Here is a 15,961-nt window from a genome sequence, read left to right as displayed (position 1 = left end):
CAAGGATCAGAGACCAAACCATCAAACAGAGTTGATGACACGGAATGTGAGGAGACGTTTGTCACCAAATTGAAAGGGCCAGTCAGTGACCGGCCCTTTCAATTCTCGAAACCCTCAATCGTGCAATCCTCAACCGGCGCTACGGACTACTTCAACGCCGAAATCAGCGCCTTCAGCTCGTTTTCCACCTTCGGACGGATATCGTCGCGCTTCAGGGCGAGCGCGACATTGGCGATGATGAAGCCTTCCTTGGAGCCGCAGTCGAAGGTCTGGCCGTCGAACTTGTAGCCGTAGAAATCCTGCTCCCTGGCGAGCGTCAGCATGCCATCGGTAAGCTGGATCTCGTTGCCCGCGCCGCGTTCGGTCTTGCCCAGGATCGGGAAGATTTCCGGCTGCAGGATGTAACGGCCATTGATGAAATAATTCGACGGCGCGGTGCCCTTCTCGGGCTTCTCCACCATTTCGGTAATCTTGAAGCCGCTGCCCACCGCCTCGCCGACGCCGACAATGCCGTATTTATGCGCCTGTTCGGGATCGCACTCCTCGACGGAGACGACATTGCCGCCGGCGACTTCGTAGACATCCATCATGCCCTTCAGGCACGGCGTCTCGGCATCCATCACCATGTCGGGCAGGATCAGCGCGAACGGATCCTGGCCGACGATCTCGCGCGCGCACCAGACCGCGTGGCCGAGGCCATGGGGCTCCTGCTGGCGCGTGAAGGTGGAGGTGCCGGCCTTCGGCAGAAGGCTCGAAAGCAGGCTCAACTCGGCATTCTTGTTGCGGGCCTTCAGCGTCGATTCCAGCTCGTACTGGATATCGAAATAGTCCTCGATGACGTTCTTGTTGCGGCCTGTGACGAACACGAAATGCTCGATCCCCGCCTCGATCGCCTCATCGACCACATACTGGATGATCGGCTTGTCGACCACCGGCAACATTTCCTTCGGCACCACCTTGGTGGCGGGAAGAAACCGCGTGCCAAGCCCCGCGACCGGAAGCACTGCCTTGCGAACCTTCTTATGCTGAGCCAAGCCCCTCTCCTTTATAGGCAATCATCGAAAACAAATGAACTCTGGCAATATTGTTCAGGTCTAGCAAGAGACAAGGGGCAGCGCAATCAAGCCGCCGCCCCTCGCATAAATTTATCAAAAAAGGCCAGCCCGCTACCGGGAGCGGACCTGCGGCATCACCGCGGCAGCAGGGTCTCGCCCATCAGCGCCTCGTCGATGGCGCGCGCCGCCTGCCGCCCCTCGCGGATCGCCCAGACCACCAACGACTGGCCGCGGCGCACGTCGCCCGCCGTCCAGAACTTGTCGACCGAGGTCTTGTAGTCGCTGTCGCTGGCCACGACGTTGACCGAGCCGCGGCTGTCGGTGTTGAGGGTCAGCCGGCCTTCGAGATCGGCGAGAACGCCGCTCTTGAACGGGCCGCGGAAACCGATGGCGATGAAGGCGAGATCGGCCTTGATGACGAATTCGGTGCCGGGGATCGGCTTGCGCTTTTCATCCACATGGCAGCATTTCACGCCGGTGAGCACGCCGTCTTCGCCAACGAATTCCAGCGTCGCGACCTGGAACTCGCGCACGGCACCTTCGGCCTGCGAGGACGAGGTGCGCATCTTGGTGGCCCAGAACGGCCAGACGGCGAGCTTGTCTTCCTTCTCCGGCGGCTGCGGGCGGATATCGAGCTGGGTGACCTTGACGGCGCCCTGACGGAAGGCGGTGCCGACACAGTCGGACGCGGTATCGCCGCCGCCGACAACCACGACATGCTTGCCGCCGGCCAGAATCGGCTCGGATGGCCAGCCGGTTGAGTCGATGTTTTCGCGACCGACGCGGCGGTTCTGCTGCACCAGGAACGGCATGGCGTCATGCACGCCATGCAGATCGCCGCCGCCGATACCGGAGGCGCGCGGCGTTTCCGAGCCGCCGCAGTAGAGCACGGCGTCGTGTTCGGCGAGAAGCTGGTCAACCGTGATATCGACGCCGACATTGACGCCGCAGTGAAACTCCACGCCCTCGCCGCGCATCTGTTCGACGCGGCGGTCGATGAAGTTCTTCTCCATCTTGAAATCCGGAATGCCATAACGAAGCAGCCCGCCGGGCTTGGATTCGCGCTCATAGAGGTGGACTTCGTGGCCGGCGCGGCCAAGCTGCTGTGCGGCCGACATGCCGGCCGGGCCGGAGCCGATGACGGCGACCTTCTTGCCTGTCTTCACCGTTGCCGGCTGCGGCACGATATAGCCCAGCTCATAGGCCTTGTCGGCAATCGCCTGCTCGACCGTCTTGATCGCAACCGGAATGTCCTCGAGATTCAGCGTGCAGGCCTCCTCGCAGGGCGCGGGGCAGACGCGGCCGGTGAATTCCGGGAAATTATTGGTCGAATGCAGGTTGGCGATCGCCTCTTTCCAGTTGCCGTTATAGACCAGATCGTTCCAGTCCGGAATCTGGTTGTGGATCGGACAGCCGGTCGGGCCATGGCAATAGGGAATGCCGCAATCCATGCAGCGGGCCGCCTGCTTCTGCACCTCGGGGTCCGACATCGGGATCGTGAATTCGCGGAAATGACGGATGCGATCGGAGGCCGGCTGATACTTCGCGACCTGCCGGTCGATTTCCATGAAACCTGTAACTTTACCCATGATTTTTCCTGAACTACTCGATGACGACCGCAGTGCCGGAAACCGATACCATCAGCATGGTTCCGCGGTCGGAGGTAATGTTTTCATAGTCGAGATCGACCCCGATGACGGCATTGGCGCCAAGGCGCTCCGCCTGATGTTCCATTTCCGCATAGGCGGTTTCGCGCGCCTCGCGCAACGAGCTTTCATAGGCCGCCGAGCGCCCGCCAACGATATCGCGGATACCAGCCATAAAATCCCGGAAAATATTGGTCCCGAGAATGGTCTCGCCCGTGACGATGCCTTTATAGGCAACGATTTTATGGCCCTCGAGCGTATTCGTGGTGGAAATCAGCATTGCGACACCTCGGTTTCAACCGGAGCCTTGCGGCTCGTCCAAATTCTAATCACGTTCCCAGTTCTCGACCTTGAGGCCGGGAACCCGCGAAAATTCTCTCTCGTTCGCCGTCACCACCACCGCATCGAGCGCAAGCGCGTGGGCGGCGATCAGCATGTCCATCTGGCCGATCGGCGTGCCGGCCCTTTCAAGCGCCAGTCGCAGTTCGGCATATTTCCACTCTGCCGGGCTCTCCCATGGCAGGATATCCAGACTGCCAACCAGCGTCTCGACATCCCTTTTGAGCCGCTCGGAGCCCCGTCTCATATAACCGAACCGAAGCTCGGCCACCACGACGATACTGGTACACAGCGCGTCGGCATCTTCCTCGAACAATCTCCGGCCGACCGGTCCGGCCGGGAATTTCAGCGCATGCGATATCGCATTTGTATCCAGCAGATACCTCATTTCTAAAGATCGACGTCCCGCGGCGGCAGGTCTTCGATCTCCGGCAACCATTCATCTTCCGGCAGAGGCGGCTCAGCGCGAAGCCACGCGATAACCTCACGCGGCGTCATCTTCTTCTTTACCGGCTCGATCGTGATCAGGCCGCTCTCTTCCTGTCTGATGATAACCTCGTCGCCTTCCAGTTCGAACTCGCTTGGAATTCGCACGGCGCGGCTGCGGCCATTCATGAAAATGCGGGACTTTCTTTCCTTGGTGATACGGTTGGACATTTCAGCCTCCACACCTGTGATATGACAATGTCATATCACAGGCATTTCGCAGCAACAATCACTCCGCCGCCACGCCCATGCGCATGCGCTCCATCTCTTCCAGAGCGCGGCGATATTCGACCGGCATGACCTTGCGGAACATTGGGCGGTAATGCGCCCAGTCGTCCAGGATCGCCTTGGCGCGGCCGGAACCGGTGTAGAGCAGGTGGTTGGTGATCAGGCGCACGAGGCGCTCCTCGTCATGCCGGGTCATGTCGCCGGAAACGTCGACGCGGCCCTTGTGCATGATGTCGCCGCCATGATGGTGGAGCTTTTCGAGCATGTCGTCTTCCTCCGGAACCGGCTCCAGCATGACCATGGCCATGTTGCAGCGGTCGGCAAAGCCGCCATCCTCATCGAGCACATAGGCGACGCCGCCCGACATGCCGGCCGCGAAGTTGCGGCCCGTCTGGCCGAGCACGACGACGATGCCGCCGGTCATGTATTCGCAGCCATGGTCGCCGACGCCTTCGACAACGGCGGCCGCACCGGAGTTGCGCACCGCAAACCGCTCGCCGGCAACGCCATGGAAATAGCATTCGCCCGAGGTCGCGCCGTAAAGCACGGTATTGCCGACAATGATCGATTCCTCCGGCACGATCGGCGTGTTTTCCGGCGGACGGATGATGATCTTGCCGCCGGAAAGCCCCTTGCCGACATAGTCATTGCCATCGCCGACGAGATCGAAGGTCACGCCGTTTGCGAGGAACGCGCCGAAGGACTGGCCGGCCGTGCCCGTAAGCTTGACCGTGATCGTGTCTTCCTTCAGGCCCTTCTCGTTCCAGCGCTTGGCGACCTCGCCCGAAAGCATGGCGCCGGCGGAGCGGTCGACATTCTTGATCACGGTCTCGATCGTCACCTTTTCCTTGTTCTCCAGCGCGGGCATCGCCTCGGCGATCAGCTTGCGGTCGAGAATGTCGTCGATCGGGTGCTTCTGGCGCTCGGTCCAGAAGGTCGCTTCCTTGGGCGCGGGCACCTTGTGGAAGATCTTCGAGAAATCGAGGCCCTTCGACTTCCAGTGCGCGATCGCCTCGTCCTTGTCGAGCAGTTCGACAGAGCCGATAACGTCGTTGAGACTGGTGAAGCCGAGTTCGGCCAGCAGCTCGCGCAGTTCCTCGGCCACGAAGAAGAAGTAGTTAACGACGTGTTCCGGCGCGCCCTTGAAGCGCTTCCTCAGGACCGGGTCCTGGGTCGCGACGCCCACCGGGCAGGTATTGAGATGGCACTTGCGCATCATGATGCAGCCGGCCGCGATCAGCGGCGCAGTCGAGAAGCCGAACTCGTCGGCGCCGAGCATTGCGCCGATCAGCACATCGCGGCCGGTCTTCAGCCCGCCATCGACCTGCAGCGCGATGCGCGAGCGAAGACCGTTCAGCACCAGCGTCTGCTGGGTTTCGGCAAGGCCGATTTCCCAGGGGCTGCCGGCATGCTTCAGCGAGGTCAGCGGCGATGCGCCGGTGCCCCCGTCGAAGCCCGAGATTGTGATGTGGTCGGCGCGCGCCTTGGCAACGCCGGCGGCAACCGTGCCGACGCCCACTTCGGACACCAGCTTGACCGAGACATCCGACGTCGGATTGACGTTCTTCAGGTCGTAGATCAGCTGCGCCAGATCCTCGATCGAATAGATATCGTGGTGCGGCGGCGGGGAAATCAGGCCGACGCCCGGCGTCGAATGCCGGGTCTTTGCGATCGTCGCATCGACCTTGTGGCCGGGCAGCTGACCGCCTTCGCCGGGCTTTGCGCCCTGCGCCACCTTGATCTGCAGCATATCCGCATTGACCAGATATTCGGCCGTTACGCCGAAACGGCCGGACGCGATCTGCTTGATGGCCGAACGCTCGCGCGGATAGGAGCCATCAGGCAGCTTGAGATAGCGATCCGATTCCTCGCCGCCCTCGCCGGTGTTCGACTTGCCGCCGATCTGGTTCATGGCAATCGCAAGCGTGGTGTGGGCCTCGCGCGAGATCGAGCCGAACGACATCGCTCCGGTCGAGAACCGCTTGACGATCTCGGACGCCGGCTCGACATTTTCAAGCGGCACCGGCTTGCGGCCGATCTCGCTGGCATTCTTGATGCGGAACAGGCCGCGGATCGTGTTCATGCGCAGCGCCGTGGCGTTTTCCATCTTCGCGAAGGCATCATAGCGATCACGGGCATTGCCACGCACGGCATGCTGCAGCTCGGCAACCGCATCCGGCGTCCAGGCATGGGCCTCGCCGCGCATGCGGTAGGCATATTCGCCGCCGATATCGAGCGTCGACGACAGCACCGGGTCTTTGCCGAAGGCGGAGGCGTGACGCGCCACGGTTTCTTCCGCCACCTCGGTGAGGCCGACGCCCTCGATCATCGAGGCGGTTCCGAAGAAGAACCGTTCGACGAATTCCGAGGACAGGCCGATCGCGTCGAAAATCTGCGCGCCGCAATAGGACTGATAGGTCGAAATGCCCATCTTGGACATGACCTTGAGCATGCCCTTGCCGACCGCCTTGATGAAGCGATAGACCACTTCGCCGGCATCGACCTCCTGCGGGAACAGGCCCTTGGCGTGCATGTCGGCAAGCGTGTCAAAGGCGAGATAGGGGTTGATCGCCTCCGCGCCATAGCCCGCAAGACAGCAGAAGTGATGGATTTCGCGCGGCTCGCCCGATTCCACCACGAGGCCGACCGAGGTGCGAAGCCCCTTGCGGATCAGGTGGTGGTGCACGGCGGCGGTCGCCAGCAGCGCCGGGATCGCGATCCGGTCCGGGCCGATCTGGCGGTCCGACAGCACGATGATGTTATAACCGCCGCGCACGGCGGCTTCCGCCCGCTCGCACAGCCGGTCGATCATCGCCGGCATGCCTTCGGCGCCCTGTTCGACGCCATAGGTGATGTCGAGCGTCTTGGTGTCGAACCGGTCCTCGGTATGGCCAATGGAGCGGATCTTTTCGAGATCGCCATTGGTCAGGATCGGCTGGCGCACCTCAAGACGCTTTTCACGCGAGGCGCCCTCGTGATCGAGAATGTTGGGACGCGGGCCGATGAACGAGACCAGGCTCATCACCAGTTCCTCGCGGATCGGGTCGATCGGCGGGTTGGTGACCTGGGCGAAGTTCTGCTTGAAATAGGTGTAGAGCAGCTTCGACTTGTCCGACATCGCCGAAATCGGCGTATCGGTGCCCATCGAGCCGATCGCTTCCTGGCCGGTCGTCGCCATCGGCGACATCAGGATCTTGGTATCTTCCTGGGTGTAGCCGAAGGCCTGCTGGCGATCGAGCAGCGACACGTCGCGGCGCAGAGCACGGGGCTCCACCGGGTTCAGGTCCTCAAGGATCAGCTGGGTGCGGCCGAGCCAGTCCTGATAGGGGTGCATGCCGGCAAGTTCCGACTTGATCTCCTCATCGGAGACGATCCGGCCCTTGTCCATGTCGATCAGCAGCATCTTGCCCGGCTGGAGCCGCCACTTGGCAACGATGTTTTCCTCTTCCACCGGCAGCACGCCGGCCTCGGAGGCCATGATGATCCGGTCATCCTTGGTGATCAGATAACGCGCCGGACGCAGACCGTTACGGTCGAGCGTCGCGCCGATCTGGCGGCCATCGGTGAAGGCGACGGCTGCGGGGCCGTCCCACGGCTCCATCAGCGAGGCGTGGTATTCGTAGAACGCCTTGCGTTCCGGGCTCATCGACAGGTTGCCGGCCCAGGCTTCCGGAATCAGCATCATCACGGCGTGCGCCATGGAATAGCCGCCCTGCACCAGGAATTCGAGCGCGTTGTCGAAACAGGCCGTATCCGACTGGCCCTCATAGGAGATCGGCCACAGCTTGGAGATATCCTCGCCGAACAGCGGCGAGGACACCGAGGCCTGACGCGCCGCCATCCAGTTCACATTGCCGCGCAGCGTGTTGATCTCGCCGTTATGGGCGACCATGCGGTACGGGTGTGACAGCTTCCAGGACGGGAAGGTGTTGGTCGAAAACCGCTGATGCACGAGCGCAACCGCCGATTCGAACCGCGGATCGGACAGATCCTTGTAATAGGCGCCGACCTGATAGGCGAGGAACATGCCCTTGTAGACGATGGTCGAGGACGACATCGACACGGCATAGAAATCCTCGGTCGCCTCCGGGCTTTCGGAGAAGATCGTGTTCGAGATCACCTTGCGCAGCACGAACAGGCGGCGCTCGAATTCCTGCTGCGAATGGGCGCGCTGGCCGGCGCCGATGAACACCTGCAGATGATAGGGCTCGGTCGCGGCGATATCCGGGGCCTTCGACAGCGTGGAATTGTCGACCGGCACCTCGCGGAAGCCGAGGAAGCTCTGCCCCTCGTCGACGATCACCTTCTCGATAATCGCCTTGTAATGGGCAATCCGGGCCTCGTCGCGCGGCATGAAGAAATAGCCAACGGCATATTCGCCGACCTTCGGCAGGGTGACGCCTTCCTTGGCCATCTCCTCGCGGAAGAAGCGGTCGGGGATCTGCATCAGCATGCCGGCGCCATCGCCCATCAGCGGATCGGCGCCGACAGCGCCGCGATGGGTGAGGTTTTCCAGGATGAACAGGCCGTCGCGCACGATCTGGTGCGACTTCTCGCCCTTCATATGGGCGATGAAGCCGACGCCGCAGGCATCGTGCTCGTTGCGGGGATCGTAAAGACCCTGACGTTTGGGGCGACGACCGGTAGCTGCTTTGGCTTCGGTCGCCACGGAGGCAAGCTCAGTGACCGGTGCACCATCAAGCGCTATGGGCGTCATCTTCGTCATTCAAGATCTCCTAAAATCCTGCCGGATGCAGGCGAAGCCGGGGCACACAGGCGAGCCAGGACGATCGTCCCTCTCCGGCCTGCCATCAATTTCACTTAAGTCCGAAGCGGAAACCATGAACAACCGTCATGGAAAACCGACCGGCCGTGTCCTGACTGATAAGACGCGGAAGCTTTCCGTCGTCCGAAAGGGCCATTATAAACCCAAAGCGGTATGACGTCAGCCCCTCGGCGGCAATCGTGCCAGACACAAAAATAGGACAGCATAACTGTCCTATCTGCACTTCATGCCAGAAACAACACAAACTGGCAAGCAAAATCACAACGCCAGCCCGGCCAAGGCGAGCAAAAATTACCGAAAGACCGCCGCCAGCGCAATAAAGTTACGCCCACCTGTCGGTATTCGTAATTCGTGAAAGAAAGAGGCCATTTTCGGGCAGAATCCACGCCTGTCGGCCCCAATCGCGCAATCTTTCCGTCATCCCTCGCCCGCGCGGCTTTTTCCATGGCCGCCCTTTACAAAGCCAGCTCTCTTCCCCGATATCCGAAGCATCCCAAGATATGAGGTTTTCCGCCATGTTCTTTGCTTCCGACAACTGGTCCGGCGCCCACCCCGCCATCGGCGCTGCGCTGATGCGCGAACAATCCGGCTACGCCAACGCCTATGGCACGAGCGCGCTCGACCGCAAGATCGAGGCGAAGTTCAACGATGTGTTCGAGCGCGAGGTCGCGGTGTTCTTCGTCGGCACCGGTACGGCGGCCAACTCGCTGGCGCTTTCCTCCGTCGGCCGTCCGGGTGGCGTGGTGTTCTGCCACAAGGACGCCCATATCGCCAATGACGAGGGCGGCGCGCCGGAATATTTCACCGGCGGCGGCAGGCTGGCCACGGTTTCGGGCGAAAACGGCAGGATGAATCCGGCAGCACTCCGGCGGATGATCGGCCGCTTCCCGGCCGATTTCATCCACCACGGCCAGCCGATGGCGGTTTCGCTGACCCAGTCCACCGAGGTCGGAACAGTCTATGCGCTGGACGAGATCGACGCGATCACCGCCGAGGCGAAGGCGCATGGCCTGCCGGTCCACATGGACGGCGCGCGCTTTGCCAATGCGCTGGCTGCCCTTGACGTCACGCCCGCCGAGATGACGTGGAAGCGTGGCGTCGACATTCTCTCCTTCGGCGGCACCAAGAATGGCTGCTGGTGCGCCGAGGCGATCGTGTTCATGAACCCCGACCAGGCCCGCGACATGCCGTTCATCCGCAAGCGCGCGGCCCATCTGTTTTCCAAGACCCGCTTCATCTCCGCCCAGTTCGACGCCTATCTCGAAGGCGGGCTCTGGCTTGATCTCGCCCGCCACTCAAACGCCATGGCCGAGCGGATGCGCCAGGCCTTCCGCGCGGCAAAGACCGCACGGCTTGCCTGGGAGACCGCCACCAACGAAGTGTTCATCATCCTGCCGGAGGAAGCGGCGGACGCCGCCCGCAAGGCCGGCGCACAGTTCCACAACTGGCCAACGCCCGCCGACCAGCCGGATCTCATCGGCGAAGGCGAAGCGCTGATCCGCTGCGTCACCAGCTTTTCGACCGAAGAACAGGAAATCGACCGCTTCGTGTCGTTTCTTTAGGCCAAGCCGGGGACCGACATCGGCCTCCACCGGCCAGGATTACCCCCCACTCCGGCAGTCACGCCCCTATCACGGACCGGTCATCCACCGTGAGGGGATGATGACGCGCCATTGATTTCCAGTTGAAGCGCCTCTTTGCCACACTTCATCACGCAAGGCCGACCTTGCTTACAACCGATGAAGAGGAGAGCTTCATGTCCAAGACTTCAAAATTCAGCGCGGCAACACTTGCCGGCGCACTCGCCGTCGCCGCCGGCACGATTGCCGCCACCACCCCCGCGCAGGCCGCCAACGTCAAATGCTACGGCGTTGCCATGGCCGGCCAGAACGATTGCGCCGCCGGCCCCGGCACCACCTGCGCCGGCACCTCCAAGGTCGATTACCAGGGCAATGCCTGGAAATATGTCGAGGAGGGCACCTGCACCGAGATGATGCTGCCGGGCGACCGGATGGGCTCGCTGGAGCCGCTCGACCGCGACATGCCGGCCATGTGAGCCCCGCCGCCGGCGTCCCCGCGCCGGCGGTATTGTTCCCGGAGGCGACGATGAACGCGATATCCAGAAAATTCGAAAATCATGGCGCCATTCCCGCCCGCGCCGGCGCCGGCTTCAAGACCGCCCATGCCGATGCCATCCTCGAAGACGGCTATCGCATCGGCTTTCTCGAAGTGCATGCGGAAAACTACATGGGCGCAGGCGGCCATCCGCATCGCGTGCTGACCCGCATGCGCGCCGATTTTCCGCTGTCGATCCACGGCGTCGGCATGTCGATCGGCGCGCCCGGCGGGCTCGATCCCGCCCATCTTGCCCGGCTGAAACGGGTGGTGGAGCGTTACGAACCCGGCCTGGTTTCCGAGCATCTCGCCTGGTCGACCCATGAAAGCGCCTATTACAACGACCTGCTGCCGCTGCCCTATACCGAGGAGACGCTGGCACTGGTCGCTGCCCATGTCGATGAGGTCCAGAGCGCCATCGGGCGGACCATCCTGCTCGAAAACCCGTCCACCTATGTCGCCTTTGCCGAAAGCGCGATCCCCGAGACCGAATTCCTGGACGAGATCGCCCGGCGCACCGGCAGCGGCCTGCTGCTCGACGTCAACAATGTGCACGTCTCCGCTATCAACAACGGCTTTGACGCCATAGATTATCTGAAGGCCTATCCGCTGGAACGCGTCGGCGAGATCCATCTCGCCGGCCATGCCGAGGACAGCGACGACAACGGTGCGCCGCTGCTGATCGACGCCCATGACCGGCCGGTGGCCGATGCCGTCTGGGGGCTTTATGAGTTCGTGCTGAAACAGGCCGGCCCGCTCCCGACGCTGATCGAATGGGACAATGACGTGCCCGACTGGCCGGTGCTGAAGCGCGAGGCGAAGATCGCCGACGCGATGATTGCAGACCATGCCGGCCGCTCCCTGCTGGGGGCGCGTCATGGCTGAGCCGGCGAAGACGCAAGCCATAGCGGCCGGCTTTCCGGCGTTCGCCGCAAGCCTGATGCGGCCTGACGCCGCTGTGCCGGACGGCGTGATCAACCCGCTCGGCGGGCAAGCCGACAAGCGCTACGCGGTCTACCGCAACAATGTGGCGATGAGCCTGAAGAGCGCGCTCGCGGACATCTTTCCGGTGACGCGGCAGGTCGCCGGTCCACGCTTTTTCGATGCCATGGCGCTTGAATTTCTGGCGGAAAACCCGCCCCGCTCGCCGATCCTTGCCGAATACGGCCGCGACTTTCCGGATTTCGTGGCCGGCTTCGAACCGGCGCGACGACTGTTCTTTCTCGCCGATCTGGCAAGGCTGGAGCGGGCCTGGCTCGACGCCTATCACGCCGCCGACTGCCCGCCGCTTCCACCCGAAACGCTTCTGTCGCGCGATCCGGAGGCATTGATGGCAACGCGGCTTTCGCCCCATCCCGCCGCCCGGCTTCTGGAGCTCGGCTCCGCCGCAGCCAGCATCTTTCTCAGAACAAAGGCCGGGGAAAGCCTGAAGGGCCTTGACCCTTCGCCCGCCGAAACCGCCTTGATCGCCCGTCCGCATTACGATGTCGCTGTCCACCGCGTCACGCCCGGCGATGCCGCCTTCGTGAAGGCGCTGTTCGAGGGCGAACCGATCGGCGAGGCAGCCGAGCGCGCAGGTGCCGACGATGACGGCTTCGATCTCTCCTCGGCCTTTGCGCTGGCGCTCACCACCGGCGCATTCGCCGAAATAAGCCCGGAGGATGCCCCTTGATGAACCTTGCCCATCGCCTTTGCGGGCTTTACAGCGGCACCGCCAAAGCCCTCGAGCGGGGCCTGGCCTTCTGGCTGCCCGGATTGCTCGCCCGCTTCGTCTTCGCCGCCACGCTCTGGTTCTATTTCCTGAATTCGGCGCTGACGAAGGTCGGGCCCGGGTTCGCCGGCTTCTTCATGGTGCGCGACAGCGCCTATTACCAGATCGCGCTACCGGCCGTGGAGGCCGCCGACGGTGACATTGCCCAGGTGCCGTTCTTCTGGCATCTGGTGGTCTATCTCGGCACCTATGCCGAATTCCTGCTGCCGCTGATGGTGATGCTCGGCGTGCTGACGAGGCTCGCAGCGCTCGTCATGGCGATCTTCATCGCCGTTCAGACCGTGGTCGACATCACCGTCCACCAGGTCGGGCCGGAGACCATCGGCGTGCTGTTCGACCGCTTCCCCGACGCCGTCATCCTGGACCAACGCCTGCTATGGCTGTTTCCGCTCGCCTATCTGGTCATCCACGGCCCCGGGCTCATCTCCGTGGACGGCTTGGCGGGCCGCGTCCTTTGCAGGCGATAGACACAAAAACGGCGCCCCTCGTGTGAGGAGCGCCGCCGGTTCATCTTAACCGCGCTGATCAGGCCGCGGTTTTCTCACTGTTCTTGCCGACATCGGCGGAGATCATCCTGGTCTGGTCGCCATCACGGGTTTCGATCGCGATCCGGCGCGGCTTCATGGCTTCGGGGATGTTGCGAAGAAGCTCCACATGCAGGATGCCGTTTTTCAGGCTGGCGCCGCGCACTTCCATGTGGTCGGCGAGCTGGAACCGGCGTTCGAAGGCGCGCTTGGCAATGCCGCGATAGAGATATTCGCGACCGTCATTGGCTTCTTCCTCGGCCTTTTCGCCACGCACCGTCAGCACGTTGGCATGGGCTTCGATCGAGAGTTCGTTTTCGCCGAAACCGGCGACGGCCATGGTGATCTGGTAGTCGTTTTCACCTGTGCGCTCGATATTGTAGGGCGGATAGGTGGGGGCCTGTTCGGGCTGGCCTACGGTATCAAGCAGGTTGAAAAGCCTGTCGAAACCGACAGTGGAACGATAAAGGGGCGAAAAATCGACGTTACGCATGTTGTCCTCCTTTGAGCGACGCGTTTGCGGTATATTCCCGGCAATCCCGAGACCGGCGATTGCCTGGAACGGTTACGGACCCGAGCTTCGGCGTCCGACGCGATTTATCTGGGATTTTGCCGATATTATTTCAAGAGTTTCGTCGCCCGTAAACGCCACGCAACCGCAAACACGCTACCCGCGATTGCAGATAGCGCCAACTCGCCTTATGGATGAACGGGAAATGAATGCCGTATTGCAGCTCCGTTCAGGGGAAATGGGGCATTCATTTCCTCGCCGGGAACTACGGCGCACCCGTCCCGGCACCGTTGTCGCTCTTGACCCAGCGGCGACGGGGAACCTTGGCCGGAACCGAGCCGCTTTTACCCCTGTTCAAGCGGCGGGTTCCGGTCCTTTTTTTGGTGGAGATCCGGCACTCAGGGCCGGCAATTCAGCCGTTGAGCACCGCAAGCGCCGCCGCGTGCAGCGCCGGCGTTGCCGCCGCGACGATGTCGCCGCCATCTTCCGCCCGACCGCCTTCAACCGTCGTGACCACGCCGCCCGCCTGCTCGATGATCGGGATCAGGGCGCCGATGTCATAGGGCTGGAGCCCGGTTTCCACCACCAGATCGACGAACCCTGCCGCCAGAAGGCAATAGGCATAACAATCCGTGCCGTAGCGGGCGAGACGCACGCGCGCCTCGAGCCGGTCGTAGCCTGCCTGAAGGTGGCCGGCGATGATGCGCGGCGAGGTGGTGAACATCACCGCGTCTTCAAGCGCCTCGCATCGCCGCGTCTTCAAAACGCGCGGCCCGCCGGGGCCGGCATAATGGCTCTGCCCGCCATCGGCGAAATAGCGCTCGCCGGTAAAGGGCTGATCCATCAGACCCATCATGGCCCGGCCATTGCGATAGAAGCCCACCAGCGTCCCCCAGACCGGCACGCCGGAGATAAAGGCCCGCGTTCCGTCGATCGGGTCGATGACCCAGACATGTTCACGCTCCAGCCCCTCCGCGCCGTGCTCCTCGCCGAGAATGCCGTGATCGGGATAGTGCTCGCCGATCAGCGTCCGGATCGCCCGTTCGGCCGCCCGGTCGCCTTCGGTGACGGGGTCGAAACCGCCGGCCAGCTTGTTGTCGACATCCAGGCCGGAGCGAAACCGCGGCAGGGTCTCGGCGGCGGCGGCGGCGGCGAGCGTCTCGAAGAATTTGCGGTCGGGCAGCATGGCATGTCCTTGGTTCGGTATTGGTCTGTATTCGCGCGTATCGCCCGAATTCGCGCGCCCCGCCACAGTCTGATGGAAAGAAAATGGATGTGGATCGGGAAAACAGCTCTGCCGGGAAGAAAACCCGCGTAAAAAATAGGCTCTACGCGTAAAAATTAGACATTGGTCGATGATGCGCAAATATCAGGCAAATTTGCTTGACAGTCATCAACCCGTCATCTAAGGTTCAATTACAGTCTTTCGACTGTGAATACCCTCCTTGGGTGTTTCCTCCCTAGACTTAACCGCGCCACAAGCGCGGTTTTTTTTGGCAGGATCATTCCGCCGCAAGGCCGGGCGCCCCCCCCTCTTCCCTCAAAAACGCCGCGAACTCGCCGATGAACAGGTTGACCGCCTGCTTGACCGCGACGAATTCCGGCTTCTTCTGCAGGCTCGCCTCATCGGCATAGAGCCGGCGCGAGACCTCGATCTGCAGCGCGTGGCAATCGGCCGCCGGGCGGCCGTAATGCTCGGTGATGAAGCCGCCAGCATAAGGCTTGTTGTAGGCGGTGGAGAACCCCATGCCCTCCAGGATCGAGATCGCGGCATAGGCGATCGCCGCCGAGGCGCTGGTGCCGTAGCGATCGCCGATGATGAAATCCGGTCGCCGGCGATGCCCGCCGACCGACACCGTTCCGGGCATGGAATGGCAGTCGATCAGCACCGCGCGTCCGAAATTGCGCCGCGTCTCCTGCAGCAGCGCCTTGAGGCTCTGATGATAGGGCCGGTAGATCCACTCGATCCGCGACAACCCCTCCGCTACATCGAGCGGCGCGTCATAGATCGGCATGTTCTCCGCCACGATCTTCGGAATGGTGCCGAGCCCGCCGATAACTCGCGGCGAGACCGCGTTGATATGGGCGGGCAGCGGGCCGGAAAACATCCGCGGATCGAGCTCGAACGGCTCGCGATTGACATCGAGGAAGGCGCGGGGAAAGAACGCCCGCTGCAACGGCGCGCCAAAGGCGGGCGCGGCCGAAAACAGCTCGTCGACATAAAGATCTTCCGAGCGGCGAATCTGCTGCGCATCAAGCCGCGAGGCGGCGAGGAATTCGCTTGTATAGACCCGGCCCGAATGCGGCGAGTTGAAGACCAGCGGCAGGGTCTGCTCCTCGGGACGGATCACCTCGAAGAACACATTCCGGCCGTCGCCGTCCGCCTGACGCTCCTGTCTGCCCAGCTCTGTCACCCTTGCTCCTTCGGCGCTTCAATGGACGAAATCTAGGACGCCCGGCCCCTCCTGCCAAGCCGCCTTGCGGGAGCGTGAAAAGTTTG

Annotated in this window: 14 protein-coding genes; 5 read left to right on the top strand and 9 right to left on the bottom strand. The window is 62.5% G+C overall.

Features of this window, described 5'->3' with window-relative positions:
- Positions 1-146 precede the first annotated feature (146 nt).
- The 6 genes from galU to gltB form a co-directional block, all read right to left on the bottom strand.
- The gene (galU, locus tag K7H91_RS10480) at positions 147-1,034 is read right to left on the bottom strand and encodes a UTP--glucose-1-phosphate uridylyltransferase GalU (RefSeq protein ID WP_230720177.1); all 888 of its coding nucleotides are present in this window, start codon (positions 1,032-1,034) and stop codon (positions 147-149) included.
- A 155-nt stretch (positions 1,035-1,189) separates the two neighbouring features.
- Positions 1,190-2,644, bottom strand: coding sequence for a glutamate synthase subunit beta (locus K7H91_RS10475; protein WP_230720176.1), 1,455 nt, complete (start codon positions 2,642-2,644; stop codon positions 1,190-1,192).
- A gap of 13 nt (positions 2,645-2,657) precedes the next feature.
- A complete protein-coding gene (locus tag K7H91_RS10470; protein ID WP_230720175.1) occupies positions 2,658-2,981 on the bottom strand; it encodes a heavy metal-binding domain-containing protein in 324 nt (107 codons plus the stop codon).
- A 45-nt stretch (positions 2,982-3,026) separates the two neighbouring features.
- Complete coding sequence (locus K7H91_RS10465; protein ID WP_230720174.1) at positions 3,027-3,428, bottom strand: type II toxin-antitoxin system VapC family toxin; 402 nt, start codon at positions 3,426-3,428, stop codon at positions 3,027-3,029.
- 2 nt (positions 3,429-3,430) lie between these two features.
- Positions 3,431-3,697, bottom strand: coding sequence for an antitoxin (locus K7H91_RS10460; RefSeq protein WP_230720173.1), 267 nt, complete (start codon positions 3,695-3,697; stop codon positions 3,431-3,433).
- A 58-nt stretch (positions 3,698-3,755) separates the two neighbouring features.
- A complete protein-coding gene (gene gltB / locus K7H91_RS10455; RefSeq protein WP_419197473.1) occupies positions 3,756-8,480 on the bottom strand; it encodes a glutamate synthase large subunit in 4,725 nt (1,574 codons plus the stop codon).
- A 575-nt stretch (positions 8,481-9,055) separates the two neighbouring features.
- Between gltB and K7H91_RS10450 the strand changes: the two genes are divergently transcribed.
- The 5 genes from K7H91_RS10450 to K7H91_RS10430 all read left to right on the top strand — a co-directional run bounded on the left by K7H91_RS10450 (position 9,056) and on the right by K7H91_RS10430 (position 12,893).
- On the top strand, positions 9,056-10,102 hold the full coding sequence (locus K7H91_RS10450) for a threonine aldolase family protein (protein WP_230720172.1): 1,047 nt from the start codon (positions 9,056-9,058) through the stop codon (positions 10,100-10,102).
- A 194-nt stretch (positions 10,103-10,296) separates the two neighbouring features.
- Positions 10,297-10,596 (top strand): DUF2282 domain-containing protein, encoded by a 300-nt coding sequence (locus K7H91_RS10445; RefSeq protein ID WP_230720171.1) that lies wholly within the window; start codon positions 10,297-10,299, stop codon positions 10,594-10,596.
- A 50-nt stretch (positions 10,597-10,646) separates the two neighbouring features.
- Positions 10,647-11,540 (top strand): DUF692 domain-containing protein, encoded by an 894-nt coding sequence (locus tag K7H91_RS10440; RefSeq protein ID WP_230720170.1) that lies wholly within the window; start codon positions 10,647-10,649, stop codon positions 11,538-11,540.
- Complete coding sequence (locus K7H91_RS10435; RefSeq protein ID WP_230720169.1) at positions 11,533-12,327, top strand: DNA-binding domain-containing protein; 795 nt, start codon at positions 11,533-11,535, stop codon at positions 12,325-12,327. Before K7H91_RS10440 ends, K7H91_RS10435 begins: the two co-directional genes overlap by 8 nt.
- On the top strand, positions 12,327-12,893 hold the full coding sequence (locus tag K7H91_RS10430) for a DoxX family protein (protein ID WP_230720168.1): 567 nt from the start codon (positions 12,327-12,329) through the stop codon (positions 12,891-12,893). The genes K7H91_RS10435 and K7H91_RS10430 overlap by 1 nt, the downstream gene beginning before the upstream one ends.
- Before the next feature lie 58 nt (positions 12,894-12,951).
- Here K7H91_RS10430 and K7H91_RS10425 read toward each other — a convergent pair whose 3' ends face one another.
- From K7H91_RS10425 to K7H91_RS10415, 3 genes are all read right to left on the bottom strand, one after another.
- The gene (locus tag K7H91_RS10425; RefSeq protein ID WP_230720167.1) at positions 12,952-13,443 is read right to left on the bottom strand and encodes an Hsp20 family protein; all 492 of its coding nucleotides are present in this window, start codon (positions 13,441-13,443) and stop codon (positions 12,952-12,954) included.
- A 430-nt stretch (positions 13,444-13,873) separates the two neighbouring features.
- Positions 13,874-14,647, bottom strand: coding sequence for a histidinol-phosphatase (hisN, locus tag K7H91_RS10420; RefSeq protein ID WP_230720166.1), 774 nt, complete (start codon positions 14,645-14,647; stop codon positions 13,874-13,876).
- Positions 14,648-14,963: 316 nt separating this feature from the next.
- Positions 14,964-15,875 (bottom strand): N-formylglutamate amidohydrolase, encoded by a 912-nt coding sequence (locus tag K7H91_RS10415; RefSeq protein ID WP_230720165.1) that lies wholly within the window; start codon positions 15,873-15,875, stop codon positions 14,964-14,966.
- Positions 15,876-15,961: the final 86 nt, after the last annotated feature.

Origin of the sequence: Martelella mediterranea (assembly GCF_021021415.1) — a bacterium.
GTDB lineage: Bacteria > Pseudomonadota > Alphaproteobacteria > Rhizobiales > Rhizobiaceae > Martelella > Martelella mediterranea_C.
The sequence above is the reverse complement of the archived record's forward strand: the minus strand, read 5'-3'. Positions and strand labels throughout refer to the sequence as shown.